32 protein-coding genes and 1 pseudogene are annotated in these 26,938 nt (G+C 62.9%); 29 read left to right on the top strand and 4 right to left on the bottom strand.

The genetic code is table 11. The annotated features are described in order from the left end of the window. The 7 genes from HL671_RS20040 (at position 1) to HL671_RS20010 (ending at position 5,500) form a co-directional block, all read left to right on the top strand. Positions 1–285 carry a phage fiber-tail adaptor protein gene (locus tag HL671_RS20040; protein WP_172237834.1) on the top strand — a complete coding sequence of 95 codons (285 nt, stop codon included), beginning with the start codon at positions 1–3 and terminating at the stop codon, positions 283–285. Between the two features lie 3 nt (positions 286–288). After that, on the top strand, positions 289–672 hold the full coding sequence (locus HL671_RS20035) for a hypothetical protein (protein WP_172237831.1): 384 nt from the start codon (positions 289–291) through the stop codon (positions 670–672). A 2-nt stretch (positions 673–674) separates the two neighbouring features. After that, positions 675–1,550, top strand: a complete 876-nt coding sequence (locus HL671_RS20030) for a hypothetical protein (RefSeq protein WP_172237828.1) — start codon at positions 675–677, stop codon at positions 1,548–1,550. A gap of 13 nt (positions 1,551–1,563) precedes the next feature. Continuing rightward, positions 1,564–1,749, top strand: coding sequence for a hypothetical protein (locus HL671_RS20025; RefSeq protein ID WP_172237825.1), 186 nt, complete (start codon positions 1,564–1,566; stop codon positions 1,747–1,749). 73 nt (positions 1,750–1,822) lie between these two features. Beyond that, positions 1,823–3,739: a hypothetical protein gene (locus HL671_RS20020; protein ID WP_172237615.1), complete on the top strand. Its 1,917-nt coding sequence runs from the start codon at positions 1,823–1,825 to the stop codon at positions 3,737–3,739. A 55-nt stretch (positions 3,740–3,794) separates the two neighbouring features. Next, complete coding sequence (locus tag HL671_RS20015; protein WP_172237822.1) at positions 3,795–4,217, top strand: hypothetical protein; 423 nt, start codon at positions 3,795–3,797, stop codon at positions 4,215–4,217. Further along, on the top strand, positions 4,217–5,500 hold the full coding sequence (locus HL671_RS20010) for a hypothetical protein (RefSeq protein WP_172237819.1): 1,284 nt from the start codon (positions 4,217–4,219) through the stop codon (positions 5,498–5,500). The genes HL671_RS20015 and HL671_RS20010 overlap by 1 nt, the downstream gene beginning before the upstream one ends. On the opposite strand, the gene HL671_RS20005 is transcribed toward HL671_RS20010, so the two are convergent. After that, complete coding sequence (locus HL671_RS20005; protein WP_172237816.1) at positions 5,497–6,060, bottom strand: GIY-YIG nuclease family protein; 564 nt, start codon at positions 6,058–6,060, stop codon at positions 5,497–5,499. The two genes, HL671_RS20010 and HL671_RS20005, sit on opposite strands and share 4 nt — an antisense overlap. Positions 6,061–6,100: 40 nt before the next feature. Between HL671_RS20005 and HL671_RS20000 the strand changes: the two genes are divergently transcribed. The 21 genes from HL671_RS20000 (at position 6,101) to HL671_RS19900 (ending at position 22,669) form a co-directional block, all read left to right on the top strand. Then, complete coding sequence (locus tag HL671_RS20000; protein WP_172237813.1) at positions 6,101–6,463, top strand: hypothetical protein; 363 nt, start codon at positions 6,101–6,103, stop codon at positions 6,461–6,463. A 166-nt stretch (positions 6,464–6,629) separates the two neighbouring features. Next, positions 6,630–7,070: a hypothetical protein gene (locus tag HL671_RS19995; protein ID WP_172237810.1), complete on the top strand. Its 441-nt coding sequence runs from the start codon at positions 6,630–6,632 to the stop codon at positions 7,068–7,070. Continuing rightward, positions 7,067–9,265, top strand: a complete 2,199-nt coding sequence (locus HL671_RS19990; protein ID WP_172237612.1) for a phage tail tape measure protein — start codon at positions 7,067–7,069, stop codon at positions 9,263–9,265. The genes HL671_RS19995 and HL671_RS19990 overlap by 4 nt, the downstream gene beginning before the upstream one ends. A gap of 3 nt (positions 9,266–9,268) precedes the next feature. Continuing rightward, complete coding sequence (locus tag HL671_RS19985; RefSeq protein ID WP_172237807.1) at positions 9,269–9,706, top strand: hypothetical protein; 438 nt, start codon at positions 9,269–9,271, stop codon at positions 9,704–9,706. Beyond that, the gene (locus tag HL671_RS19980) at positions 9,703–10,020 is read left to right on the top strand and encodes a hypothetical protein (RefSeq protein ID WP_172237804.1); all 318 of its coding nucleotides are present in this window, start codon (positions 9,703–9,705) and stop codon (positions 10,018–10,020) included. The genes HL671_RS19985 and HL671_RS19980 overlap by 4 nt, the downstream gene beginning before the upstream one ends. After that, positions 10,017–10,238, top strand: a complete 222-nt coding sequence (locus HL671_RS19975) for a hypothetical protein (RefSeq protein ID WP_172237801.1) — start codon at positions 10,017–10,019, stop codon at positions 10,236–10,238. Before HL671_RS19980 ends, HL671_RS19975 begins: the two co-directional genes overlap by 4 nt. 6 nt (positions 10,239–10,244) lie before the next feature. Then, positions 10,245–11,270, top strand: a complete 1,026-nt coding sequence (locus HL671_RS19970; protein ID WP_172237798.1) for a hypothetical protein — start codon at positions 10,245–10,247, stop codon at positions 11,268–11,270. Continuing rightward, a complete protein-coding gene (locus HL671_RS19965) occupies positions 11,267–11,824 on the top strand; it encodes a hypothetical protein (protein WP_210263980.1) in 558 nt (185 codons plus the stop codon). The genes HL671_RS19970 and HL671_RS19965 overlap by 4 nt, the downstream gene beginning before the upstream one ends. After that, a complete protein-coding gene (locus tag HL671_RS19960) occupies positions 11,821–12,702 on the top strand; it encodes a tail fiber domain-containing protein (RefSeq protein ID WP_172237792.1) in 882 nt (293 codons plus the stop codon). Before HL671_RS19965 ends, HL671_RS19960 begins: the two co-directional genes overlap by 4 nt. After that, the gene (locus tag HL671_RS19955) at positions 12,699–13,415 is read left to right on the top strand and encodes a hypothetical protein (RefSeq protein ID WP_172237789.1); all 717 of its coding nucleotides are present in this window, start codon (positions 12,699–12,701) and stop codon (positions 13,413–13,415) included. Before HL671_RS19960 ends, HL671_RS19955 begins: the two co-directional genes overlap by 4 nt. Position 13,416: 1 nt before the next feature. Further along, positions 13,417–13,779, top strand: a complete 363-nt coding sequence (locus HL671_RS19950; protein ID WP_172237786.1) for a phage tail protein — start codon at positions 13,417–13,419, stop codon at positions 13,777–13,779. A gap of 12 nt (positions 13,780–13,791) precedes the next feature. Then, positions 13,792–15,048, top strand: coding sequence for a baseplate J/gp47 family protein (locus HL671_RS19945; RefSeq protein WP_172237783.1), 1,257 nt, complete (start codon positions 13,792–13,794; stop codon positions 15,046–15,048). Beyond that, a complete protein-coding gene (locus HL671_RS19940) occupies positions 15,045–15,737 on the top strand; it encodes a hypothetical protein (protein ID WP_172237780.1) in 693 nt (230 codons plus the stop codon). The genes HL671_RS19945 and HL671_RS19940 overlap by 4 nt, the downstream gene beginning before the upstream one ends. Positions 15,738–15,813: 76 nt before the next feature. Next, positions 15,814–17,850: a hypothetical protein gene (locus HL671_RS19935; protein ID WP_172237777.1), complete on the top strand. Its 2,037-nt coding sequence runs from the start codon at positions 15,814–15,816 to the stop codon at positions 17,848–17,850. 15 nt (positions 17,851–17,865) lie between these two features. Next, positions 17,866–18,096 carry a hypothetical protein gene (locus HL671_RS19930; protein WP_172237774.1) on the top strand — a complete coding sequence of 77 codons (231 nt, stop codon included), beginning with the start codon at positions 17,866–17,868 and terminating at the stop codon, positions 18,094–18,096. 13 nt (positions 18,097–18,109) lie between these two features. Next, positions 18,110–18,934: a glycoside hydrolase family 108 protein gene (locus HL671_RS19925; RefSeq protein WP_172237771.1), complete on the top strand. Its 825-nt coding sequence runs from the start codon at positions 18,110–18,112 to the stop codon at positions 18,932–18,934. A 9-nt stretch (positions 18,935–18,943) separates the two neighbouring features. After that, positions 18,944–19,336, top strand: coding sequence for a hypothetical protein (locus HL671_RS19920; protein WP_172237768.1), 393 nt, complete (start codon positions 18,944–18,946; stop codon positions 19,334–19,336). Between the two features lie 17 nt (positions 19,337–19,353). Continuing rightward, entirely contained in the window at positions 19,354–19,776 is a 423-nt protein-coding gene (locus HL671_RS19915; protein WP_172237765.1) for a hypothetical protein, read from the top strand. A 29-nt stretch (positions 19,777–19,805) separates the two neighbouring features. Beyond that, on the top strand, positions 19,806–20,093 hold the full coding sequence (locus tag HL671_RS19910; RefSeq protein WP_172237762.1) for a hypothetical protein: 288 nt from the start codon (positions 19,806–19,808) through the stop codon (positions 20,091–20,093). A gap of 26 nt (positions 20,094–20,119) precedes the next feature. Further along, the gene (locus tag HL671_RS19905; RefSeq protein ID WP_172237759.1) at positions 20,120–20,797 is read left to right on the top strand and encodes a P-loop NTPase family protein; all 678 of its coding nucleotides are present in this window, start codon (positions 20,120–20,122) and stop codon (positions 20,795–20,797) included. 408 nt (positions 20,798–21,205) lie between these two features. After that, positions 21,206–22,669, top strand: a complete 1,464-nt coding sequence (locus HL671_RS19900; protein ID WP_172237756.1) for a hypothetical protein — start codon at positions 21,206–21,208, stop codon at positions 22,667–22,669. A gap of 439 nt (positions 22,670–23,108) precedes the next feature. Here the strand turns inward: HL671_RS19900 and HL671_RS19895 are convergent, their stop codons facing one another. Next, a complete protein-coding gene (locus tag HL671_RS19895) occupies positions 23,109–23,768 on the bottom strand; it encodes an SOS response-associated peptidase (protein WP_172237753.1) in 660 nt (219 codons plus the stop codon). A gap of 421 nt (positions 23,769–24,189) precedes the next feature. Then, a pseudogene (locus HL671_RS19890) lies at positions 24,190–24,604 on the bottom strand (hypothetical protein). Between the two features lie 610 nt (positions 24,605–25,214). Here HL671_RS19890 and HL671_RS19885 point away from each other — a divergent pair. After that, a complete protein-coding gene (locus HL671_RS19885; protein WP_041750869.1) occupies positions 25,215–25,685 on the top strand; it encodes a hypothetical protein in 471 nt (156 codons plus the stop codon). A gap of 49 nt (positions 25,686–25,734) precedes the next feature. Here HL671_RS19885 and HL671_RS19880 read toward each other — a convergent pair whose 3' ends face one another. Further along, complete coding sequence (locus HL671_RS19880; protein WP_172238043.1) at positions 25,735–26,937, bottom strand: FAD-dependent monooxygenase; 1,203 nt, start codon at positions 26,935–26,937, stop codon at positions 25,735–25,737. Position 26,938 lies beyond the last annotated feature (1 nt).

The raw sequence follows: 26,938 nt of genomic DNA, 5'->3' as shown, positions 1-26,938 counted from the left end.
ATGATGCTGATTTGGAAAGACGGAAAGGGGCCTGCTGAACAGGCCCCATTTGATCTCGATTGGTCACTGCGGCTCGCCGGAGAGGCGATCATCTCCTCAAGCTGGACCGTCACCGCTGGCGATGGCGCGCTGATCATCGTGAGCCAGAAGTTCTCGGCCGGCATGGCGCAGGTGATGCTGTCGGGCGGTACACTCGGAGTGATCTACGAGCTGCAGAACATAGTCGCCACGGCGACCTGTCCCGAGCTGACCGAAAAGGTACAGCTGCCTATTCGCAATAGGTGAGCCATGGGCTTGCTCTATCCGCGACGCATTGAGGTGCGCCGCGCCAAATCGGTTGCGGGCAACACCGATGCGATCGGGCTGACCGGGTATTCCGGGCAGGTGGTCACCACGGATCCCACGAACGCCCAAGGCGAAATGGTCATCGCGGCCAAGGTGCCGGCGAGCATTCAAGCAGCCCAGACAGGGCGAAAGAAAGACAATGCGCTTCCCGGTGACGCGGTATTCGCACCGACGTGGCGTATCTACATCCCGAAGCGTGCGCTCGCGCAGGGGGCGGTACGCGATCGTGACATCGTGGTTGACGATGAGGGGTATCGCTACGAGGTCGGCCAGAATTACTGGAATGTGCTGGGCTACCAGCTGATCTGTATCCGCCTGGAGGCTTGAACTTGGCCGACCTTTCCGACGTCACTGCCTATCTGGCGACGACGGCCGCGAACGCGGTCTATCCGAGCGGATCAGGGCAGCCCTCGATCATCGCACCGCTCGACTGCCGCATTTTCGAAGGCTGGCCCAATCCTGACCAGCTCGACCGCGACATGCAGGGGTTGACGAAGGACAATCCGCCGCTGCCCCGCGCGAAGGGGCCAGTCCCGAACGTGTCGGTGTTTCCGATGCAGGGCACCGGAGTGACGCTTTACCAGATCCTCGACAAGACCTATGAGATTCGGGCGGCGCAGGTCGCAACGACCTTCGCGCTCAATGGCAGCACGATCACCGTGTCGGGGCAGGTCGCCGTGGGCGAGTTCCTGACGCTGGTCATCGACGACATGGTGGTGTGCTCACAGAGCGGTGCCACGACAGCCGCGATGCTGGCAGCCCTCGCAGCGGAGGCGCAGGGCAAGGGCTATCCCGGAGCGTCTTCGACGGCGAGCTCGCTCACCGTGCCGTTCACGCACAGCCTGCTGGTGCGACAGGGAGGCAAGGGCCTGCTGGGCAAGGTCTCGCATCGGCAGCGCCATTCCATCATGGTGACGGTGTGGGCTCCCACGCCGGATCTGCGCAACAAGCTGGCGAAGGCGATCGACGTCGGGCTGAAGGCGCGGAACAGAGTCTCGATGCCTGACTCGTCTCAGGCGACCATCGTCTATAACCGCACGAACACCAACGATGAGGAGCAGAGCGCGGGCATCTATCGCCGCGATCTTATCTTCGACGTGGAGTATGCGACGGTCGAGACGTTCGACGGCTTCACCATCACCTCGGCTCAGATCGCAATCGCCAACGCGGTCGACCTCAGCGTCGTCGCAAACGTCACCGCCTAAAGGGGAAGTGCCCGTGGCCTATCATCTCGTCTGCGTCCATCCGTTCCATGGCTACGACAAGGGCCAGATCGTCACTGATCCGGCCGAGGTCGATGCTCTGATGGCTGAGCGCGATCATCATTTCGTCCGCATCGATGCGCCGGAGCCTGCGGCGCCAGCGCAGAGCCCGGCCAAAGCGCCCGCCGAGCCGTCCGCCTGATCGGCATCATCCATCCAACCCATTCGCGACGAACCCGCCCGCTGAGGCGGGTTTTTTACTGGAGACTGCATAAATGTCGAACGTGTTCCTCGACGGCTCGCAGAACCTTGCCGCGCTGGCGGTGCCTGGCGTCTTCTTCGACATCATCCTTCCGCAGCCGTTCATCCAGGGCCAGCCCACCAATATCATGGGCCTCGTCGGCGTTGGCAGCTGGGGCCAGCCGAACACGCTGATCCCGGGCGCTGAACCCTACGACGTCTCGCTATCGATCGGACCACCGGTCATCCGTCCTTATGACATCGCCTCGTTTGTTGCGGCGAGCAAGCAGATCGGCAACGCTGTCGGCTACATGATGGTGCGCGTCACCGACGGCACCGATACGGCTGCCACCGGTACCATGGGCGGCGTCACGCTGACCGCCAAGTACACCGGCATCATGGGCAACGGCATCGACGCTTCGATCCAGAACGGCTCGGCCGCCAACAGCTACATGGGCGTGATCGCCTTCCCGGGCCTGTCGCCGGAACAGTTCAACAACGTGGCTGGTCCGGTGCCGGCGAGCTTCACGGCCACCTTCACCGGTCAGCCTGCCGCGAACGATACGCTCACCATCGCCGGTACCGCGGTCACCTTCGTGGCCGGCACGCCGGCAGGGCTGCAGGTCAAGATTGGCACCAACCTGGCGGGCACGCTGTCGAACCTGCTGGCGTTCCTGCAGGCCTCGGCGGACACGGGTCTCGTCAAGTTTACCTACGGCCTGTCCGGCAGCGCGCTGATTGGCACCGCCAATCAGTTCGTGTCGAGCGGCGCGAACGCCGGCACGGCGGGCAACGCGCTCACCGTCGCCAAGACCTCGACCGCAATCACGCTGTCGGGCGCGACCGCCTCCGGCGGAACGGGCACCTGGCAGACGTTCTGGACCAACTTGGCGAACGCGATCAACAGCGGCAACGCCTTCAGCGGGCCGTCCAAGTGCGTCATCGCGTCCGCGCTGGTGTCGACCACACCGCCGACCCTGTCCAGCCCGATCACGCTGTCGGGCGGCACCGATGGCGCCTCCGGCGTCACCGACGCCGTGCTGATGGGCACGGACACCGCGCCGCGCAAGGGCATGTACGTCCTGCGCAACTCGCTGGTGGACTCATTCACCCTCTGCGACATGACGACGTCTGCCAACTACGCCGCGATCGCCTCGTTTGCGATCGGGGAGAGCATGCTGCCGGTGTTTGCCGGTCCGTCGGGCCAGCTGCGGCAGGATGCGCTCAACACGCGCATCAACTCCGGCATCGATACGCCCTGGTTCTGGTACATCATGGGCGACTGGCCGACGTTTTATGACGACGCCAACGGCGTCGCGCGTCTCATCAACCCGGCTGCGGTGGGCCTTGGTATCCTGGGCAATCTGTCGCCGCAGCTGTCGCCGCTCAACAAGCGGCTCGGCGGCGTCGTCGCAACGCAGAACCAGGCGCAGCCATATTCCGACACGGAGCTGGCGCAGATCAACCTGGGTGGCATCGATGTGATCCTCGGGCCGCAGCAGTCCCCGGGCGGTTACTACTTCTCGTTCGCCACCGGCCGCAACGTCTCGAGCAACACCGCGGCGAGCGACATCAACTATACCCGCATGACCAACTTCTTGGCGCGCGACGCCAAGAGCAAGGCCGCGGGATCGTTCATCGGCCGGCTGCAGTCGATCCAGGCGAATGACCAGACCCGCAGTGACGCCAAGGCCCTCTTCGATGGCCGCTACGCTCAGCTGAAAGATCCGGCGTTCGGCCTTGGCATTAACGGCCAGGGCATGATCGATGGGTTCGCGACGCAGTGCGACCTCAACAACAACACCAAGGACTCGATCTCGAAGGGCTACCTGATCCTCTACGCGAAGGTCCGGTACCTCAACACGGTCCGCTATTTCGTCATCAAGTTCCAGGGTGGTGGCAACGTCGACGTCACTTCCTCGATCAACCCGCCCCCGGGCGCAACTATCTGATCGGCGCTCATCCCGCAATCCCGGACACTAGGAGGGTCCATTGCCCGTCAATGGAATGAACACCGGCACCGACTATACGCTCAGCTTCTATGACGGCGGCTCGGGGCTGCTGGTGCCGCTCGGCGACGTTCAGAACGTCAAGATCACTGCGCTGAAGCACAGCATCAAATCGCAGCCGTTCAATCGGCCACCGCGTTATGGCTTCGTGCCAGACGGCTACAAAATAGACTTTCAGATTACCCGCACAGGCTCGGAGCTGACAGACTTTCTGGTCGCGGTCGAGCAGAACTTCAACGAAGGCAGAGTGCTGAGGCCGGGATATTTCAACGAGACGATCAACAATCCCAACGGCTCGCTCTCCCGTTATCAATACACCGAGTTCGTCATCTTCCTGGACGACCACGGCAACATTCAACGCGATGCGCCAGTGACCCTCACGCTGGAAGGCATGGCCAGTTCCAAGGTGCCGATTGCCTGATGCAGATCGGGGTCATCACCGTCGGCGGACGGCAGGTCGGCGTCGTCAGCTGGAGCGACGGCGCTGACCCGGCCGACACCTTCATGCCCGACCTCGATGGATATAGCCCCGAGGGCCGCGCGGCGGAGAGCGAGCCGGGCGGGGGATCACGCCTTCATGCAGTTCGGCATCACGGCAATGCCGCGCTCGCTGATCGCGCCAGTCACCACACCTCACGCGGCGGCTACGCGCCGACCGGCGCGACATATAACGGGGGCGCCGCCGGGAAACTGGTCAGCCGTGGGTCAGCGGAGACCGACAAGGCCATTGTCGACGCAGCGAAGGCGCATCATCTCGATCCGAACACCATGCGCGCGATCGCCTCGATAGAGAGCGGCATGGATCCGACCTCGAACGCGCATCGGAAGACCCAATACAAGGGGCTGTTCCAGATGGGCAGCCGTGGCCCGAAATCGGAATGGGCGCGGTTCGGCGCCGGCGGCAACATCTATTCTGCTCGCGACAACGCGATGGCGGCGGCCCGGATGTTCTCGGCGAACCGAGCTCAATTTCGGGAGAGGTACGGCCGCGACCCGACCGACGCAGAGCTCTACATGATGCACCAGCAAGGGCTCGGCTTCTACACACGTGGCGCGATGACGAACGTTCGTGGCAATCCCTATCCGGGGATGCACGGCGAGCAGAGCCACAAGACATTTGAGGCCGGCTGGGGCAGGGAGCTGGCGCGCCGCAAGGCAGCCTTCGAGAGCGGTCAACCCGGAGTCGCTCAACGCAGTGGCGGCGGACGGCTGTCGGGACAGATCGACCCGCGTGTCGAACCTCGCATCACCGAGATCGTCAGTGCGGCGGCAGCCCATCTGCCTGTGGGCTACACGGTGTCGATGACGTCCGGCTATCGCGGCGAGGGCACGCCGAACCACAATGGCCGGGCTGCCGACTTCCATATCGCCGACCCGCAGGGCAAAGTGCTGCGCAACCGCGGCGAGGACCCGAGCGGGATGTATCAGACGCTCGCCCGTCACGCCTATGGCGAGATGCTGGCACGGCATCCTGATCTCAAGGGGCAATTTGCGTGGGGTGGTGCGTTCGGCACCCAACTCGGCGGCGGCGGCGAGCGCGACCTGATGCACTTCGACATCAACGGTGAGCGGGGCCGCTACAGCGAATACCTGTTGCGGAATATGGGGCCGATGCCGGGGGTCAAGTACGGCGCTCAGCCCGACAAGGTCGCCGAAGACGAGCCGAAGGATGTCACGTTTGATCCGGGGACGATGGCGCCTTAACCGTCGGGCCCCGGGTTCAAGCCGCGCCCGGCCCAGACCATCACCTTGCCGGCTTCGATCAAGGCGAAGCGCAGGAGCTTGAAGCCAAGCACCAGGATCACCGCGAGAATCGCCGTTGCGATGCCGCCGATCTGGTCGTTGTTGAACGAGACCAGCAGCCAAGCCATCAGCACGATCAGGGGGACTGCGGCAATCGCCGTCATCCAGTGGTGCCATGGTTGCGGGCCAATCGAGATCGGGGCGCGGCCACTCGCGTCCGGATCCACAGGCTTGATGCGATAGCCGAGACGATGAGCGGTTGCCATCACGGCGGTGATCGCGACGTCGGGCGGCACCACGAACCATTCATCGCCGCCCGGAGCCTTGTGCTGGTTGAGCATGAAGTGGGTCTCAACCTCGACAGGGCCGGCCCCGCCATTCTCGACCTCGCCGACAAACTCGAATTTGAGGGCGAACGGCGACCCGGTCTGCAATTCGGCAAGCCGCCGTCGCGGCTCGTCGGAGACCCCGATCTTCTGCCGGCCGTGCTCGCCGGAGATCACATAGACGTACGCTGCCATCGGCTCCAGTTCCATCAACCTCCCGTAGCATAGGACACCCATGAGAGAAGAGGAAGCTCCCGAAACGCCGTCGCAAACCATCGTCAACGCGGTGGAAACGAGGTTTCATGTCGACGCCAAGGGACGCCGGATCGAAGTCCGGCAGCTCAACGCCCTGCAGGTCTATCGGCTTAACAAGGTGCTCGGCGCCGCGGCCAACAACGCCGCGGCTGCCGACATGGCCACGTTGGCGTGCACGGTCATCAAGATCGACGCCCAGCCGGTGGCGATGCCGGCGACGGAGCGCGAAGTCGAGTTTCTGATCAAGCAGCTTGGCTTCGAAGGCTTCGCCGCGGCGGCCGAGGCCCTGAAGAAGTTCGCACCGGTCGATGAAGAGGCGGAGCTCGAGACGGCAAAAAACTGAGCGAGCGGCCCGCGTTCAAGCTGCGGGTCGCCGCCTGTAACGCCGGTCTCTCGTTCGATGTCGCCTTCAGCGCCCCGGATGACTTCCTGATGGCCTGGCTCATCGCCAATGGCGAGAACAATGGCGGCAAGTTCGACCGCCGATCGAACCGCTGGATCAAGCCGACATGATCACCCTCACCGAGTTCGAGGCTCAGCTGCGGGCGGCAATCGTCTCCGTCAAGCCGCGCCTTGAGATCGGTCTGGACAAGGTCGGATCGCTCGCCCTGTCGCTGGCGGCCGAGTATCCCGGGCACTATCAGCCGGGATGGGCTCCACTCGCCGAGTCGACCCTGAAAGACAAGACCGCGAAGGGCTTCGCAGTCCCTTCGCCGCTTAAGCGCACCGGTCAGATGGCGGCATCGTTCGCCAAAGAGTTGGTGCCCACCGAGCTCACCGTGGTGATCGGCTCGCCGGAGAAAGTCGCACTCTGGCAGGAGATGGGCACCTCGCGCATTCCGCCGCGGCCAGTTGCGGCCAAGGCCATGCGGAACGCGATTCCATATGCGGCTGACGTGTTCGGCGAGATCGCCGTCGCTCTGCTGATGGGCAAGGCACTATACAGATGATCACGTCCTTCGAGGTCGGCGCTCTCTTCAAGATCATTGACGAGGCGTCGCCGACGCTGCGCAAGATCCTGGCGCAAGTCCGCGAGCTGAACAAGGCGGTCGAGGGCGCCAAGGCCAACATGACGGCCGTCGGGAAGAACCCGGCGCTGGCGGCTGCCATCGACGAGACCAAGGAGCTCGCTCTGGCCTGGCGCGACGTCCAGAAGGCGTCGGCGGCCGCGAACCGGTCGATTAGCGCGGCCAGCAGAAAGCAGATCGCCGGCCCTGGCGCTGCCGGCGTGGCCGAAGCTCAGCAGCTGGCGACCGCCTGGGAGCGCATCGCCGTGGCATCGGGTACTGCGAAGGGCAACGCTGCTGGCATTATCACGTCCTCTCGGCGCGCGGCGACGAATGGCCCCTCGGTCGGAGGTGCCGCCATTGCTGCCGGCGGCGGTGGCGGCGGACGCGGTCGCGTGCCGAGCTGGCCTGGCCGTCAGGCCGGCAGTGGCGGCAGCGCGCACATCTCGGGCCCGGCCCTGTCGGTGCCGGGTGGCGCCCATGTCAGGGTGAGCGGCAACATGGGCGGTGCGGCGCTTGGGGCCGCCGGCCTCTTGGGTTACGGCGCCTATGAAGCTGCACAGATGGAAGATACGGTCTTCCAGATGATGTATCACGCCGGGCTCGAGTACACCGACGAGAACCGGCTCAAGCTCCGCAAGATCCTGCAGGAGTCCACGCGCACGTCAGGCTATGGTCTGCACGACATCGCGGAAGCTGCGACGCAAGAGATCCGGATGTTCCAAGGGACGGAGGGCACTGGCCCGGGGGCCGGCCTTGAAGTTCTGCCGGAGATGCTGAAGGCGGCGACCACCGAAGCGCGGCTGAAGGGCGGTAATCCGAAGGAGTCCATGCAGGCCCTGATCGGGCTTGCTCATATGACGAAGGAATACGACCCGGCCGCGATCAAGGCGTTGGCCAAGGATTTCGCATTCCTGTCGATCTCAAATCCTTCGTCGTTGCAGTCGATGGAGCGCGCGGCGGGCTATGCCGTGCCGATCCTACAATCCGGCCTCGGGATCGATCCCCGGGATTCGCTGCTGCTCGGCACCGCGCTCACGCGCGCGGGCGCGACCAACACGAAATCCGGCACCTGGCTGCGCGAGGCGATGGTTCGCGCCATGCCGGGCACGGCCATCTTCGAGAGCGAGAAGAAGGCGGAGCGCCACGACGAGCTTTTGAAGAAGATCGGGCTCCTCGACAAAGACGGTAACGTCACCTGGAAGGATGCCAGCGGCAAGCTCGATCCGCTCAAGATGCTGGAGATCGCGCACGAGGGCTTGGCGAAGCTGCCGTTGGAGGAGCGGGCTGGCGCGGAGCGCAAAATATTCGGAGCGCAGGGAAGCGGCGCGATCTCGCTGCTCTCCGATGATGCGGTCTACAATCAGGTCCGCAACATGAGGGCGATGCGGGATTCGCCGGAATGGGCCAATCGATATGGCACGTTCAGCCAAGCCTATCTCGATAACTCGACCGTCCAGCAGGCCCGCACCACCGTCGCCGAGTTCAACAACACCATGATGGACCTCGGCGCTCACACGCTGCCCGCGGTCAATGGCGCGCTGAAGGACTTCAAGGCGGTACTCGAAGCGATTCGCAGCATCACCCCTGGAGCGGCGAAGGACGGTGGGACTTCCATCGCCAAGCGGGCTCTCGAAGGCGCGGCGGCTGGCGCGGCCGGCGGCGCGTTGATCGGCGCGTTCGGCGGCCCTGTCGGCGCTGTCGGAGGCGCGGCGATCGGCGGCGTGGCAGGCACCGCCTACGGTTACATGGAGGCGCAGGGCGACGGCAAGGATCTCAAGACGTGGATCAAAGACTACAACAAGGCGCTGGACGGGCCGAATGCTCGAACGTTTGGAGCGGGCGGAAAGTTCACCGACGGTCTGTTTCAGCGGCAGGATGAGCAGAAGGATCGCAAGCAGCTCGACGAGTTTCTCATCGAGCTGCGTCGCCAGAACACGGGCGCAACGCTTGGCGCTCCTGGCGCTGCACCAGCGGCGCAGAGGCCGGTGCAGCTCAACCTGAACATCGACGGCAAGACGCTGGCTCAGGCACTCAGCGAGTCCAACAACCAGTATCTCGGTTTCCCGACGCAGGCGCCGGCGGCCGACGGCACCGGGCAGTTCTACTCGGGAGATCACAACATCTCGGACAAATAGGCTATGGTGACCTCAGTTCTCTCGCTGGCCGGCATCGCCTTCGACAGCTTCTCGACGCCAAGGCGAATGCCGGCCGGCGGCAATCAGGCGATGGTCGTGCACAAGCTGCCTGGTGGAGGGCGCGTCGTCGACACGCTTGGCCCGGACGAGGCGGATATCTACTGGAACGGCCAGTTCTTCGGGGACGAGGCCTATGCTACGGCGCTCGTGCTCGATTCCATCCGGCAGTCCGGTCAGGTGGTGCCGCTGATCTGGGCCGGCCAATACCGCTCTGTGATCATCGCTAGCTTCAACTACGCGCTGCGTCGTGAGCCGGTTTGGGTCGAATATCAGATCGTCTGCATGGTCAAGAGCAACCCGATGGCGGGCGTGCTCGGCGCCGTCGCGTCTTCCGTCGAGTCTCTGGTCCTCTCCGATCTTGCGGTGGTGTCGGGCCTATGAGTCTTCCCGATAGCATCAAGGCCCAGACGACCAGCCTGCAGGCGCAGGTCAAAGCAGCCGGCTCTCTCAGCGCGGCGCCGCGCGCCGTTCTGGAGGCAATCAAGCTGAATGCGGCGCAGCTCGTCACCGACCTGCAGGCGGCGCTGATCGCGCCGAGCAGCCTGCTGGACACATGGACCGCGCCGACCGGCTCCGCCGAAATCGTTGACGGGGTTCTGCAGGTCACGCAGGCGGCCGAAGATCAGCGCGATCTGGCGCTCGCTCGCGGCGTGGCCGGCCGCGCCGCCTCGAACCTCAACCAGGTGCAGTCATGACCGTAGGCTATGTCGCAGCCACCGTACCGGCCAGAGGGGTGAGGGTATCCGACACGACGCTGTTCGAAGTGGCCATGCGCGAACTCGGAGACGCTCTGCATTGGGTGGCGCTCGCGCGGCTCAACGGCTTGACGAGCCCATGGATCATAGGAGAGCAGACCATTCTCATTCCGCCGGTGCTGCCGAGCGGACAACCGACTGGCATCCTGGGACTCTGAGCGCGCATGGCGATCATGGAAGGGGCAGGGCCACACGCCGCGTGGTTGACCGTCAATGGCCAGACGTTCCCAATTGAGCACGGCCAGGTCAACCAGCAGGCAACGCGAAAGACCGCGCAATTCTCTGGCGTGATCCCGCTCTCATACCCCGGTGCCTACGAGATGGCGGCGACGAGCGGCGACAACGAGGCCTCCATCACCGTCCTGACGCGCGGCAGGACGGCCACGCTGGTGACGGGCGAGGTCGACTATTTTAACAGCGATCTCATTGCGCGCGTCATCCACTTCACCGGCCGCGATAAATCGGCAAAGCTCCATGAGAAGAAGTCGTCGGAGAAGTGGGTCAATAAGAAGCCGAGTGAGATCGTCGAGGATCTGATCGGCCGCGTTGGGCTGTCCGGCAAGATCACCGCCAGCCAGATTATGGCAGGGAAAAAACTCGAGCAGGACTTCGTCCACCTCTCCGACAACGTGTCGTTCGGCTACCTCATCCACAAGCTCGCGCAGATCGATGGCTGCCGCTGGTTCGTCGACCCGAAGGGCACTTTTCACTATTTGCCGATGGGATCGACGGAGGGAACCTATTCCATCACCATCGACCAGAGCCGACAGCCGATCTCTGCGGACTGCCTGCAGCTTCAGATCGGCCGCAATGTGCAGGCCGGGAAGAAGATCAAGACGACGATAAAGTCGTTTCACCCGAAGCTGAAGAAGGTCTTCTCGTACACGTCGAATGTCGATGGCAACGGCGGCCCGACAGAGTACAACTATCACATTCCCAACCTGCTGCAGGAGCACGTGAACAAGCGCGCTAGATCGCATGCTGCGGAACGCGCTCGCCATGAATTGCAGGTGACCGCCACCATCGTAGGCGACCCGGACGTATCTGCTGGGATGGGCCTTCAGCTCAGCGGTACCACCTATTACGACCAGGTCTACGAGCTCGACACCGTCAACCATGTTATCGGTATGCCTGGTCACACCACGCACCTCACGGCGAGATCAGCGAAAGAGGGAAGGTCAGCCTCGTGAACGAAAATCAGGTCCTCGGTATGATCGAGAGGCATTCGGCCGGACGCTACACCGAGCGGCACGGGCTGGTGACGAGCTACGATCCGGACAAGCACCTCGCCAAGGTGGTGTTCATGCCGGAGGGCCATGAGAGCGGCTGGCTGCCGATTGAGACCGGCCATATCGGCGCCGGCTACGGCATCGCGATCGGCCTGCAGCCCGGCGACGGCAAGACCACAGGCGACCAGGTCGTCGTGCGGTTGCAGGAAGGGGATTTCGAGTCCGCCAAGATTGTCCAGCGCGTTCATTCCGACGATCAGCCTCCGCCCAAGGTTCAGTCTGGTGAGATGGTGTTGTGGACGCGATTCCAGAACTCGCAGGGCGGTCCGGAATCGGCGCAGGGCGCGCAAGGCGGCGTCGGCCAGAAGGTCTATCTCAAGAACGATGGATCAATCGAGGTGACCGACGGCAACGGCGCCACGCACGTGTTCGACGGCAGAGGCAACATCACCAAAATCGCGTCTGGCACCATCACCCACATGGCCGGCGGCGATTACACGGTCACTGCGGTATGACGATCACCCACCAGATCAAGACCAATGCCAATCCGCTGTCGAAGGTCGGTAGCGTAGCAAGCCAACTGTCCGGGTTGATCGCCCAGGCGCAGAGCATGGTCAATTCTGGCGTGGGATTGCCCGGGCTGCAGAACATCGGCTCCCAGATCGCAAGTCTCGCTCCGTCGCTCGCCGACGCAGGCGGCCCGCCGCAGATTGCCAGCGCGCTGGTTGCGCTCGGCAACCAGATGTCATCCAGCACGATGTCGGACATGGCTGGGATTCTGTCCTCGCTGGCCGGCCAGATGTCCAAATTGACGGACGCGATCAATCAGGCCGGACTGGCGCAGGTGCTGCACTCGCACGTGCTCGACGCCTTGCAGGGCATCGTTCACTCCGCGTTCGGCGGGCAGCATACGGTCAAGCTCGGCGGTGTTGGGATCGACATCGCCTCGTCCGCGAAGGTGGCGCACACCGCACCAAAGCTGCCGCACAACGGCTTCACTATGGTGTCGGACGCGCTTGCGGTGACCAAGGGCATCACAGGTCAGTCGTTCGGCATGCTGTCCGATCGCCGGCTCAAGACGAAGGTCCGCCAGCACCCGCCTGTGCTCGGTCAGGTGCTGAAACTACGGCTCAAGACCTTTCTGGTGAGGGCGCTGGACTTCGAGACCGGAGAGGTGGCCCATGAGGTCGCGCCGAGGTTCTCCGTCGGATTCATCGCGCAGCAGTTCGCCAAGGTCTTCCCGCATCTGGTGACCAGAAACGGCAAGTACCTCGAGGTTGAAGAGGGCAAGGTCGCAGCGATCTTGACCTTGGCGCTTCAAGAGTTCGTCGCGGAAACACGGGCGCGGGTCTCTGATCTCGAGCGCGAAATCGCGGAGCTCAAGAGACGATGACTTTTATCTTCCCGCGCGCTCACCTTTCCGGTCTGACCATTTCGATGGCGGGCAGCTCGCCGTCCTTCAGCGTATCCGCAGGTCAAGCAGCCGATTCAAGCAATTCAGCGATCGTCAACTTGCCGGCGGCGCTCAGCAAGACGGCTGCAATCTGGGCGGCGGGCTCTGGCGGAGGACTGGATACCGGCACCATCGCGGTCAACACGTGGTATCACGCGTTCCTGATCGCGAGTGCTGATGGCAGCCTGGCAGACATCGTCGTCTCGACGTCGCTTACCTCACCGGTGCTCCCTGTCGGATATGCGTTATTCCGCCGCATCGGCGCGATGAGGACAGATGGATCGGGAAATTGGATCAAATTCCAACAGCTCGGCGATGAGTTTATCTGGGATGCCGGGGTGCTCGACTTCAACTCAAGTGGCGTCGCCTCTCGGGCCTTGTATGCGCTGACCGTCCCGCCGGGGGTTCGGGTTTCGTCGCAGGTGGTCATTTTCGTCAACGGCGCCTCTCCGGGTTCTGCGACGAGTGTCGCATGCCCAGACATCGTAGGACCAGGAGGTTCACAGGTCATCCAAAACAGCTCCAGCCAAGGCTTAGCGGCCCTGACGGTCCGCACCAACACCAGCCAGCAGATTGCGATCACTCAGGGGGCCGCAGGCCCTCTGTCCATCTGGACCCTTGGGTGGACCGATAGGCGCGGGAAAGACGACTGAGATGGCCGATCTCTCGCTCGAATGGCACGACGATTTCCAGGTCGATGCCACAGGTGATCTGCTTGTGATCGATGGCGACGACGAGGTCAGGCAGCGGCTGGAGCGCAGGCTATGCACCGCGGTCCAGGGTTACGTCTGGCATCCGACCTATGGCGCAGGGCTGCCACAGAAGGTCGGTTCGACCCTATCGGCCGCGGACATCAAGGCCGTCGTGGTGTCCCAGATCGCGCTCGAGGCCTCGGTTGCACCGAACCCGCCGGCGCAGATCTCAGTCTCGGAGTCAGCGGGCGGGAAGGTCTCGATCGGCATCAAGTATTGGGACGCGCTCACCGGGCGAAGCGTCTCTTTCTCCATAACGACGTAAGAAGGCAAGCCGGTGGCAACACTCCCGACCAAGTCGTTCTCGACGATCGTCGCCGACATCGTTGCCGGCATTCAGGGCCGCGCGTCGAAGCTGATCAACTTCGCCATCGGCTCCACGCTGCGCGCCATCGCGGAGGGCTATGCTGGCCTGTTTCTGTGGTTCCAGGCGATGGTGCTGGACCTGCTGACCGCTACCCGCCTGAGCACGGCCAAAGACGTGGACGTCGACACATTCACTGCCGATTTCATGGAGCCCATCGGGATCTCCAATGGGGTGCCGTCGCCACGTCTTGGGGCTCAGGCCGCGACCGGGCAGCTCACGTATTCCCGGTTCACGGCGGCGCCGACCACCTGCTTCATCCCGGCTGCGAGCTCGGTTACTGCGCAGGGCATCGTCACCAATGCCGGTGCGAACAAGGCCGCAACGGTCCAGTCCAACGACGGATCGCAGAACTTTGTGGTGATCGCGAATCCTGCGCATCCCAACTATTCTGCCACACTCGGCGGGTATACCGTGCCCTCGATGGTGGCCTCGATCATCGTCCCAGCCTCGGCGCTGATCGCGGGCGCTGCGGGCAATGTCCGGGCCGGCACCCTGACCGTCATGACATCGCCGGTGACCGGGCTAGACCAGGTCACAAACGTTGCTGCCTTCGTCAACGGTGCCGACCAGGAGCAGGATACCCCGCTGAAGCGGCGCTTCGCCGCCTACATTCTTGGGCTCTCGCGCGGCGACTATTACGGTCTCACGTCGAGCATCCTGGGCGTCGGCGTGACGGTGCAGTGGACGCTGACTGAGTTCTACAATTTCGATGGCAGCGGCCGGCCCGGCTATTTCTTCGTGGTGGCCGATGACGGCAGTGGCAACCCGCCCGCAGCGTTCATGCAAATGGTCACGGATGCCGCCTACGCCGTGCGGCCGCTCGGCATTCAGTGCGGCGTGTTCCGGCCGACCATCATCTTTGCGAACGTGGCCATGCAGGTTCCGACTCTGCAGGGCTATGATCGCGCTGCGGTTCTCGCGCAGGTCGGCGCTGCGATCGCGACCAACATCAACGCGCTCGGCCTTGGCAAGGCGCTGCCCTGGAACATCCTGTCCTCGTGGGCCTACGCCGTGCCGGGGGTTGACTGCAACGTTGGCGTGAGCGGCGTGCTGCTCAACGGCGCTTCAGGTGATAGCGCGACCATCACTCCGACCCGGAAGACGCAGGACGGGAATGGCACGATAGGCTACGCCACCATCAAAGCGGGGGTCATGACCATCTCATGACGACGAGATCCTCGGACGACATCGTAGCGAAGGTCGTCAGTACGATCCCGCGCCGATGGTTCAAATGGGTGCCGCCGATCCGCAATGCGGTGATCGGCGGGGCAGCGGACGGCGCAGCATGGTGCTACGGCCTGATCGGATATGCGCGGGCTCAGACCCGGCTGGCGTCTGCCTATGGCATCTGGCTGGACCTGCTCGCTCGTGACTTCGTGGCCGACTTCCTCGTGCGCGGCGGCGCCAACGACGACACCTTTCGGGCTCGCTTGCGAGCGACGATCCTGCAGGAGCGGGTCACGCGGAAAGGCATGATCGCTGCGGTCACCGCGCTCACCGGGAACACGCCGGTCGTCTTCGAACCATGGCACACGGGCGACACCGGTGCCTATAGCGGCGCTGGAGCGAAATACGGCCAGTTTGGCTACGGTGTCGGAAGCGGAGGCTACGGCAACATGAACTTGCCGGCCCAGATCTTCATGAAGGTCAAGCGCGGCGCGCCGAGCGGGGTTCCCAATGTCGGCGGCTGGTCCAACAAGAATCTCGCGATAACCACGCCGGGCGGATACGGCGCCGGCTCATGGGAATATCTCGGGCCATCAACGCGTCTGTCCGGCATCACCGACGCGATGATCTACGACGTGATCAACAAGACGAAGCCCACGGGCGTCACGGTTTGGGTCGCCTTCGTTTAGCGCACCTCGAGCATTCATCCTCATCCAGCCCCGCCCTCGCGCGGGGTTTTTTGTTGCCTGAAAGAAGGTCCCCGAAATGGATCGTGCCATTGTCCAGCCTGGCGCGCTGCCGCAGGACACCGATATCCTGCTCACCAACAAGTTCGCGCTTCTCGGGCAGGCTTATCAGAACATGGCGCTGCTCGGCACCAGCACGGTCGTGGCCGGGCTCGCAGCCACGCCGACCTCGCCGACTGCGGACCTGCATGTCACGATCGGCGTTGGTACGATCTATCAAATGACGCCGACAGATGCGTCGGCCTATGGGAGCCTCGGCGTCGACAATACCAGCGTGATGAAGCAGGGCGTCAATTCGAGCCCTCAGGTGCTATCGATCGCGCCGCCGGCCACCTCTGGGTTCAGCCAGGTCTATCTCGTGCAGGCTATCCTGAACGACGCCGACGGCGGCAATATCGTCCTGAGCTATTACAATTCGGCCAACCCGTCGCAGCCCTTCTCTGGACCGGGCAACGCGGGCACGTCGAACTTCACCATCAGGACGAGCGTCTGTCAGATCGCACTGAAGGCCGGCGTCGCCGCATCGACCGGTACGCAGGTCGCGCCAACTCCCGACGCAGGCTATGTCGGCCTCTACACCATCACGGTGGCGAATGGTCAGACGCAGATCACCTCGACCAATATCGTGCAGCTCGCGACCGCCCCGTTTTTTCCCTCGCTGCCGTCCGTTCCGTCCGGAGTCCAGAACGGCACTTGGGTCTGGGGAGGCTCGGACACCGGAACGGCGAACAACTATGCGGTGACCTGCACCCCGATCCCGATCGCCTACAAGGCGGGCATGGGCATCAGGTTCAAGGCGACGAACGCTAACAGCGGCGCCTCGACGATCAATGTCAACGGTCTTGGAGCAGTCGCCATCAAGCGCGCGGGTGGCAACGCGCTCGCATCCGGCGACATCGTCTCTGGCCAGGTGGTCAGCCTGGTCTATGACGGCGTCAATTTCCAGATGGACAACTATCTGGGCATCTCGGGCGCGACCACCAACATCACGAACAACTCGATCGGTCTGCCGTACGTCAACGACACCGGATCGCAGAACGCTCTGATCGGCACCTATTCTCCGGCGGTTACCGCGTACTCGGCCGGCCTCGCGATCACGATCAAGCTCGCGAATTCGATCACGTCGTCGTCGACCATCAACTGCAACGGCTTGGGCGTGAAGAGCATCACCCTGGGTGATGGCACGCCGACATTGGCGAACATGTTCGTCGCAGGCCAGATCCTGCTGTTGATCTACGATGGCACGGCCTTCCAGATTTACGGCACGTCCAGCGCGGTCGCCAAGAAGCTGACGAGCAACTACACGATGTATGTCAACAAGGCTCTTGGCGACGACGGTAACGACGGTAGCGCAAACGTCTCCGGCAAGGCGCTGGCCACGATCGGGCGAGCGATGGCCCTGGCTTGGGCCTATGGTCCCAGCCAGTACACCATCACAATACAGGTCTCGGCCGGAACCTACAACGAACCGGTCTCGACGCCGCTGCAGGCCGGACCGAACGTCGTCATCAACGGCTCTGGAACGAGCGCCACGACGGTCAATGGCGGAGCCAACAACACGTTCGTTGCGCAGGGCCCGAACACTCTGACGGTCCAAAACCTGAATGCGACCAACACAGGTGCACAGTCGAACAGCGTGTTCCTTGCGACTCAAGGGGCGTCTCTGACCACCAACAACACGATGAGCGGGAACCAGGCCGGCAACGTGTTCACTGGTCAGTCGGGCGGCACAGTGTTTCCCGGCAACCACACTTTCAACGGAAACCAGTACAACTGCTTCTCTGCAGTCTATGGAGGAACCTGCACCATCTCGACGTTTACCTTCACCTTTGCTGGTCCAGTGTCGGTCACGAACGCTGTCGCGGCGGCGTTCGGCGGCGGCGTCCTCAATGTCAACAATGTCAATCCGCCTAGCTTCGTGAACCCGAGCTACGTGAACGGCAAGAAGTTCGACGCGCAGATCAACGGTGTGATCTCGCTCAATGGATTGGGCGCGAACTTCTTTCCCGGATCGGTTGCGGGCGGCACGGGCAACGGCGGACAGTTCTATCCCTAAGAGGAGCCGAGCGCCGTGCTGCAAACTGTGTTCACCCCGGCCAACTGGTATTGGATCGCTGCCAATGGCCGGATCTACTCCAGCGCGAGAAGCGCGATCGTGTACCCCGAGGATGCCGGTTATCGGGCGTTTATCGCAGTGCATGGGGCCGTGACCCCTTGGCCCGTCGACGGGAATGGCAATCAGACAGCAGACGCCTTGAAGGAGCTGCTGGCTCATTACGGCATCGTCGCCTCGATTCCATAGGCGAACTGCGAGCTTGCTGCTCGCGCTCTATCACCAACTGGAGATTGATATGACCGCTTCGACTTACGACGCGGCGATGGTTCGCGTATTCGCCGATGAAGGCGGCTACACGAACCATCCGAAAGATCCGGGCGGCCCCACGAATTGGGGAATCACCCTGGCGGACGCTCGGATGTATTGGAAAGCTGATGCCACGCCGGAAGACGTCAAGGCTATGCCGAAAGCGGTCGCCGCGCTGATCTATCGCGAGCATTACGCGAAGCCGATTCGCTACGACGATCTGCCGGCCGGTTTCGACTATTCGGCGCTCGACGCTGCGATCAACTCGGGCAGGGCGCGCGCATTGCAGTGGGCGTCAAAGGCGTTGGGGATCACGTCGACCGAGATTGTCCTGATTGTGCGATCGGCGGCGAGCGTGAACGACAAGGTGGCGCTGATCCAGCGGTACTGGCAGATGCGACTCTCCTTCCTTCATTCACTGCGGACCTGGTCGACGTTCGGCGGAGGCTGGGGCAGGCGCTGTGCGCAGGGGGAGGCGGCGGCCGTCCGCATGTGGCTGTCGGTCGGCGCCGAACTTCCGGCGCCGGAGGCGCGTAAGCGCCTGGACCAGGAGGCGAACAGGGCAAAGACCAGCGCCGCCAAGGCGGCGACCGCTGGTGCAGGCAGCGCGGCTGGATCTGCTGCACCAGCTCATCTGTCGGTCGACCTGTCGCACCTCGGCTCCGGCGGGAAAGTCGCGACGGCTATCCTGGTCGCGGTGCTGATCGGCGCCGCGATCTACTTCATCCGGAAGTTCATCATCCACAACCAGCGCGCCGCGGCCTACGCGGCGTCATAGGGGGTCTTCATGTTCTGGTTCGTCGTCGCGCTTCCGGGCGTGATCTTCGCCTACGCGGTCGTGCTGCGGCCTCTTCTCCATCGCATCACCGTGTTCCGGACGTTTTATGATGAGGCCGATGGGTTCTGGGCGAAGGCCTGGGCCATGTGCGGCAGATCGATCACCGTGCTCTGGGGCTACGTGCTCGGCGGTATCGGATCGACGTTAGCTCTGTTCGACAAGCTGGCACCGCTCGTGGGCGCGCCAGACATCGACCTGCAGGGCAAGGTTAAGGATGCGCTGATCGAGTATCCGCAGATCGCCGGTTGGGTACTGTTCGCCATCTCACTGATCACGATCTGGGCGCGTGTCCGGACCATCGGGCGATCGATCGGGCCGACGGCCGCCGACCCAAACGGGTAGGCCGAGCGATGTTCGGGATGTCCTGGTTCTCCATCGCCTCGGCCGTCTTCAGATTCCTGGGCGGCGACACAGCCAAGAGCCTGCTCGCCGCTTATCAGGCGCACCTTACGGCCAACAACAACGATCACAAGATCGCGGCCGACCTGGCCGCCCAGGAGGTTACTGCGCAGACTGCCGAGACACAGGCGGTCACACAGCTGAAGATCGCCCAGATCGGACATCCTTGGGAGGTCGAGAAACTCTTCGCTTACGTTACCCTGTCCTATTACGCGAAGCTGCTTATCTGGGACAAGGTGATCGGCAGCCTCGCCGGCTACACCGAAAGCATCTTCGTGACCGATCCGCTCAGGAGCTATGACGCGATCTGGGGCGGGATGATCATCAGCTACTATTTCGCGAAGCGTGGGTTCGAGAACATTATGCAGATCCTGAAGCGGTAGCGCATCCATCTGAAAGCCGAAAGAGAATGATGACTGCCGAGCTGATCCGCGAGATCGCTTCGAACGCCGCAGAGAAAGCCGCCGAGCAGGTTGCGGAAAAGGTGGCGGAGAAGGCCGTGCGAGCCACACTTACTGCGCTCGGAATCGACGTCGACAAGCTCCACGAGGAGCAGAAGGTGTGGGCATTCGCCCGCACCATGCAGCAGGGCACGCAACGTGGATTCCTTGCCATCTTCACCGGGTTCCTGACTTCGACGGCTGCGCTGATTGCGGGGTCGGTCTGGTACGTGTTCTTCAACAAGCCGCCGCATCCGTGATCGGCGCATTCCAGTAGAGGTTCTTCATGGCTCCCCATCTCGTCATCGTCGGCGCCGACAAGGGCGGCGTCGGCAAGACCACCGTTGCGCGCGCGCTGCGCGACTACTTCACGTCGCACGGCATCTCGGTGCGCGCGTTCGACGGCGAGTATCTCGCCAAGGACCCCAAGACCGGCAAGCGCGGCACGTTCGCGCGGTTCTTCGACGGCGTCGAGGTGGTGAACCTCGCTGAGTCCGACGATCAGATGAAGGTGTTCGACGGCCTGCACTTGGCCCAGGTCACGCTGCTCGACCTGCCCGCTGGCACCATGAGCCTCACGCTCAAGGATCTCCGCACGCTCGGCTTCTTCGACGGCGTTGCCGGCGGGACGCTCCGGCTTTCTGCGATCCACGTCATTGGTTCGAACAAGGCATCGTTCGATGAGATCGACGGCATCCGCGATGGGGTCGCCGGGGCCGGCTATCACACGGTTCTCAATGCGACGAACCGCTCCAAGTTCGAAGGCCTGCCGGAGTCGGTGAAGGATCCGATCCGCGTGCCGCTGCTCGAGGAACGGACCGCGGCGGACGTCGACATGCAGAGCGTCGGCTTCTCCGCCTATTACGCAGATCTCCAGAACGGCATGGTCAAGCGCGGCTATGTGAACTCCTGGCTGAAGCCGGTGTTCGCCGAGTTCGACCGCAAGGCGCTCAACGCCCTGTGAGACCGCCACGACCCGATTCGAAGAGTTCCCATGGCCCGCTGCCCTTCCGAAGGGTGGCGGGCCTTTTTTTGCGTTTGAGGAGTTTGAAATGGCGGGCATGGGCGTGTTGTGCCGCCTCGGGACGGGGTATTGTTTAGCCTCGCGATCGGACTTTCAAGGTGACGTGTTTGTAGGCCTTAGCCCAGGCCGCTGTCCTGGATTGCTTCGAAGAGCGCCCCCGGTACATCATTCAACCGCCAGCGCGGCAATCTCGTCCCGGGTGCAGGCCGGAGGTTGATTCTAAGCGCCCCACCATGGCAAGGTGTGGATAGAAATCGGCTCAAGACGTGGGAATCCAGCAGCAAATCGAGCAAGCCGAAAATAGGGGCAGCGTGGAGAGTGATAGCCTGCAAGGGATAACGGGGCGAAATGGCAGATTATTATCCACCAATTTCACGGGCCATCGGCGAATTGGGGCCCGGTGCTCTTGTCGGGGATCGGTACGTTGTCTACGCACGCGCGCGTAAAGCTTTATTCGAGCGCTTGCGCAGTAATCCCCAGCTGAGCGAGTCGGATATCGAGCACCAACAGATGTTGCTCGAGGAAGCAATCGATAGAGTGGAAGCGGAGCATGGCCGTAGTTCGGGCATAAGCGCAGTTTGGTCCCGCTTTCGAAGATTGCTAGGATCAGATCTAGATGGGCGACGAAGCACTGAGACCAGTTCCACCGAGGCTGATCCGCTTGCGGAGCTTGCCCGCCTGATTGGGCAAAACGACCCGTTTGCCTCTCATATGTCCCAGCCAGAGCGTGCGGAGCCGGAAGCAAACTTCGATAGTGCTCTGTTCGGTCATTTGGATGCGGTCCAGAACTTAGAAGGCGATGTAGTCGAAACATTCGTGGACAGAGATGATCCGAGGACAAGTCGGTCGCGACTACCTCCGATTAATGCTATTCCGGAGCAGGACCTCACAAGGGCATTTGCCTTCAGCCCAACCAGGAAAGGCCCTCTTGATCTTGTTCTCGATCCTCCCACGGACCCTCACGACCGGGAGCAGTCAGAGCTTTACGCCCGCATCAGGAGGCAGTTGAAGAAGCTTAAGGAGGATACACCTAGTCAGGAGAGATCGCAGGTCGATGATGCTATCGATGATTTTTTGGACAACCATCCAGAGGATTGGAGCAAAGTTGAGTACAAAAAGCTAGTTTGGCTGAGCGGAAATTCGCTGAGATCCTTGTTAGCTCAACACGATTCGGTAAAGAGCGATCCCGAGCACTACTCTAAGCTTCCACCATCAGTAGCCGAGCGTCTTCGAAATCCTGTTCAAGCCTGGAGCATTTTTGTTCAGGGCGATCCTCATTTGGCGGAATTAGACAGATACAGCCTGGGACCGCAGGAGCAGCAACAGGTTCGTGAAAGCTTAAAGGCCGCTGAGCCAATTATCCTCAAGGCGGCTCAAGATCGTCAAATTACGACTGAGAAAGCTGCTAACGCTATCGGCTCGACATTCAGGTCCGCATCAGTTGATGCGGCTGACGTGAATACGAAGCTCGCGCAAGAACTTGCCGAGAGGACTAATAGGAATCTGTTCAGCCAGATTGCAAGGCGTGGATATCTCTGGGTCGAGGAGATTAACGACCCGGAGTCGCCTGCCTCAAAGGAGCTGGCCGCCTCCATCGCCAAGGGGGCAGTCGGCGCGGTTGCAAGTACAGCTGTGGTTGCGGCTATTCACCACGCCTTGCCGTTTTTAGAATTTGTAGCAACAAACCTGCCTGCGATTAAGCAGTACGTTGTCGTCGCGTTCCAACACACTCAAATGGGCGAAATAGTTGATGCGCTCGCCTTCGAATATAACCGTATAAAGCATTTGTATCAAAAGGCATCACTCGGGTAACGCAGGGGAAGGAGCGATCATGGTAGAGATAGCAGACACTTGACTGCCGCGGCGATCAGAATCAAGTGAGCAGATTGTACAAGGCGGACTTGTCTTGAACAATCCGCTGCCCGCCTGAGCCGACGCTTCAACGGCCAGTAACACGTGCAGCCCCCGATCAGACAACAAAGCAGTTTCAGTCGAGGCGGCGAGTTCGCGAGGTCCTTTTGCCTTCTATCGGCTGCTCGTCGGTCATCGCATCGATCAGGTTGCAGACCTTGGTCAGTTTCAGTTTGCCATCCGAGGGCCGCAAGTACTCTCTGAGCGCTCGACTGCTGCCGGGGGGCGAACGGAAGCAATGTCGCACGGCGGGGAGACGGCTTGCGAGCCGAAGCAGTCGCTTTCAAGTGCTGCCGTGCAGCGACGGCCGGCCTGGGCATGAAACTGCCGGGGTGACGGCTCAGGCCGGTCCGTCGTCAGTGCGGAGGCCGCGTGCGACGATCTCGATCGCGTCATCCGGCAACGGTCGCTGCAACGCGTTTGCGTCGTCCCACGGCGCCCGCAGCCAGACGTCGCGCTCCTCGGCCGTGGTCAGGATAACAGGCATCGCCTTGGGGTGAATGGGCGCCACCACGGCGTTCGGCTCGGTGGTCAGGAAGCCGTAGACGAGGTGAGGGCCGGGGATCGGCTTGGACTTGGTGCCGCGGTCGCCTTTGAACTCGGTCCAGATGCCCGCGAAGCAAGTGAGCGGCCGCTCGTCGGCCTGGGCAAACCAGACCACGTCTTTCTTCTTCGTCACCGGGTTCGGCTCCGGCGCGGATTCGGCGAAGCTGTTGAACGGCACCAGGCAGCGGTGCTCCGGCTTCAGCCAGCCGCGCCAGTGCGGCGAGGCCGTGTTGCGGATGTTGGTGACCGGCGGGCCACCGGTGCGCGGGGGCGGCGGCATGCCCCAGCACATCATCACCATCTCGCGGCCGTCGACCGCCTCGCGCACCACCGGCGCGGGATAATCCGGGAAGACGCTCGGCATCGGCGGCAGATTGCCCTCGTAGCGGCGAACGATCCGGAACAGCTCGGCGATCGCGGCCTGGTTGGTGGAGATGGAGTAGAGATTGCACATGGATTCGATTCAGGACTGAGGACTAAACCGCCGCCGCAGGCTGCCGCACAACTCTTGTTGATATTTTTGGTTGAGCGCGTCAGAATACGGTATTTCTAGCTAACAATTGGGTCAAAAAACATGAAGCGCCTTGCGGTTGTTTTTCTAAGTCTCCTCAGCTCGGAAGCCTTTGCCACTCCGCTCTGCCAAATTTCTCAGACTGTTCCGGCCGGCTTCAAGCGCTGTCCTCAACAGATTGTTTGTCCTGCTAACCTTTGCACCTACATAAACTCCGACGATAATGCTATGAAGTCGCGCGTCTATCAGTCGGTTTGTTTGCAGGAGGGCTGCATAGGCTACGCGCCCGGCAATCCACCCGCCTGCATCACCTCTATTAATATCCCCGAAGGGATCGAGTGTCCTAAGGTCAACTAACACCAGCTCATCGCTCTCCCGGCCACCATGTGGCCGGTGGGTGTGCCGCCGAGATCTTCGTCTGTCGCAGGGCTGCCAGCGTGCTCCGCTTGTACGGATACCCCCCACAGCCGCGAGCAGGCCTTGCAGCGCATATAGCGCTCGAGCTCGTGAATCGGCGTCGTCTTTGGCCGCCGGATGATGTCGAGCGCCACCGTCTGGTTGGTGCCGTAGCCGAGGCAGCGGATCTCGAGAAAGGCGAAGCCGGCGTTCAGCGCGTCGTCGAGGAGGGGCGAGGGCTGCGCCGAGCCGCGGAACGCTAGCATGCGCTTGTTCCAGGCGTCACACGCCAGCCTGTCGGCTTCTTTGCGCGCCTGCGCCGCGGGCTCCGCCGCAATGCGGACCTCGGCGCCGTACAGCCGGTCTCGGGATTTCGCGCTCATTGAGTGGAGCATGATTCCGCCGATTTGCGGCCATGAAAAGCCGCTAGGTGTGGTACGTCTGCGCGGCAGGCGCGCTATTCGGCAGGGAGGCGCTTGGCGTTAGACAGAGTGGGCGGATACAGACCGCTTTCGATCGTGAAATCGGTGCTTGTTAGACAGGAAAATTAAGCGATTACAATTCTGCCGATGAATTTTAAGTCCCTTGCGTCTACCAATTCCGCCACGTCCGCGTTTGGGATCAGAGACCTAGCCCAGCCTTCGTGCAGAAGGAATGAAGCTTTCGGTGCCCTGAGGCTCATCCTCCTGCTTAAGCCAAGGCGGTCGCCTTGGTAAAGCCTCAATCCGGCCGTCACCAGCTGCTTTGAGATGGCATCTGATCTGAAGCAAGCGAGCCAGGTCATTCAACAGCTGCGCCAAAGGGCACTTGCAAGATGCGGATGTCGTTCTGAAATCGGGCGCTCGGCAGATCCAACTGGCGGGGCGGGTGAGCCGGATCCGGAAGGGGCGGGCAATGTCGATGCTGCGGATCGTGCGGTCGGCGAGGCCAAGCCCGATGCGCTTCCCTTCGGGGCGAGACGATGCTTTAAGACGGCTGCTTTAACGAGGCTGCATGACCACTGACTGCCACCGCCCAGGCCATCGGCGCCTTGCGCTCGCCGCGGGATTGATCGCTTTGGGATCGCTGCTGTCCGGTTGTGCCGGCATGAGCGACAACATGTCGACGGCTTTCGCCGATCCGGCCAAATACGATCTGTACGACTGCAAGCAGCTCGAAACCGAGCGCAAGTCGCTGGCTGCGCGCACCGCCGAGTTGCAGGGCCTGATGGCCAAGGCGGAGACCGGGACCGGCGGTGTCGTGGTGGCAGAGCTCGCTTATCGCAACGATTACGTCGCGATCCGCGGCCAGTCGCAATTCGCCGAAGAGGCGTGGCGCCGCAACAAGTGCCAGGAAAGCCCGCCGCCGGCGCCTGCGGCCGCCAAGGGCGGCAAGCCGGCCAAACCGGCGCGTCCGGCGCGGCCGATGGCCTCCACCGGTTCGACCGGTCCTTCGACCCTGCCGCGGGACGGTTCGGTCTATTGAGGCCGCAAGATCAGATGGTGATGCGTTTCCGTGGCAACGCATTCATGCGCTAGAGCCGCCAATCGTAGATCCAGCTTTGCCGCGCCGATAGCCGTTGCGGGCCGAGCGCCTTGATGCTGAGGTCGCGTGCCAGCGCCAGCGGACCCGTCATGTGGTAGACGCGCCCTTGCTGGCGCGCCGTGCGCTGCACCCGGCCGACGCGGGGGCGACGCAGCCTGGCGTAGCGCTGCAATGCCCCCTCGATGGCGCCAGGGCCATCCGGGCGCGCCTCGCTCAGGGTCTTGGCGAGCACGGCTGCGTCCTCGATCGCCATGCCCGCGCCCTGCGCGGCGAAGGGCAACATCGCATGGGCGGCGTCGCCCAGCAGCGCGACATTGCCTGCGGTCCACGCGATGCCCTCGGGAACCCCGAACAAGGCCCATTTGCGCCAGCCATCGACCGCATTGAGCAGCAAGCGGGCCGTGGCCGGCCAGCGTGGCGGGCCGAACGCCGCCTTCAGCTCCGCTGGATCGCCCTCGGCGCTCCAGCCCGGCCGGTTCCAGGTGCCGGGCACCACCGCGACGACGTTGACCTGCCGCCCGGCTGAGATCGGGTAGGCGACCAGATGAGCACCGGGTCCCATCCAGAGCTGCACCCGCGCGCTGGCATGGTCGCGGGGCAATTGCCGGGCGTCGAGCGTGCCGCGCCACGCGATCAGGCCGGAGAATTCGGCGCGGACCTGGGGAAACAGATGATGCCGCACTGCCGACCAGACGCCGTCGGCGCCGATCAGCGCCAGCGCCACGTCCTGCCGGCGTTCATCGCCGCGGCGATGCACCACGGTCAAGCCCTTGGCGTGGGCCGCCACATCCTCGAACTGGCAGCCCAGGCGCAGCTCGACATCCGGATGCGCCATCGCCTCGGCCGCCAGGGCCGCCTGCAGATCGGCGCGATGCACGACCCAATAGGGCGCGCCGGCCGCCTCGCTCGCCGCCGCGCCGAGCGGCAGCCGCGCGATTTCACCGCCGGCCCGGGCGCTGAGGATGCTGACGGCCTCCGGCACCACCACGCGGGAGGCAAGCCGCGGCCCCAATCCGAGATCGATCAGAATGCGACTGGCATTCGGGGACAGTTGCAGCCCGGCGCCGACCTCTTCGAGCCGCTCGGCCTTTTCCAGCACGACGACACGAAAGCCCTTGGTGGCCAGTGCGAGAGCTGCTGTCAGGCCGCCGATCCCGGCGCCTGCAACGAAGATGGTACGCGATGCCACGATC

This window comes from Bradyrhizobium denitrificans, assembly GCF_013179005.1.
GTDB classification, from domain to species: Bacteria; Pseudomonadota; Alphaproteobacteria; order Rhizobiales; family Xanthobacteraceae; genus Bradyrhizobium; species Bradyrhizobium denitrificans.
The sequence above is the reverse complement of the archived record's forward strand: the minus strand, read 5'-3'. Positions and strand labels throughout refer to the sequence as shown.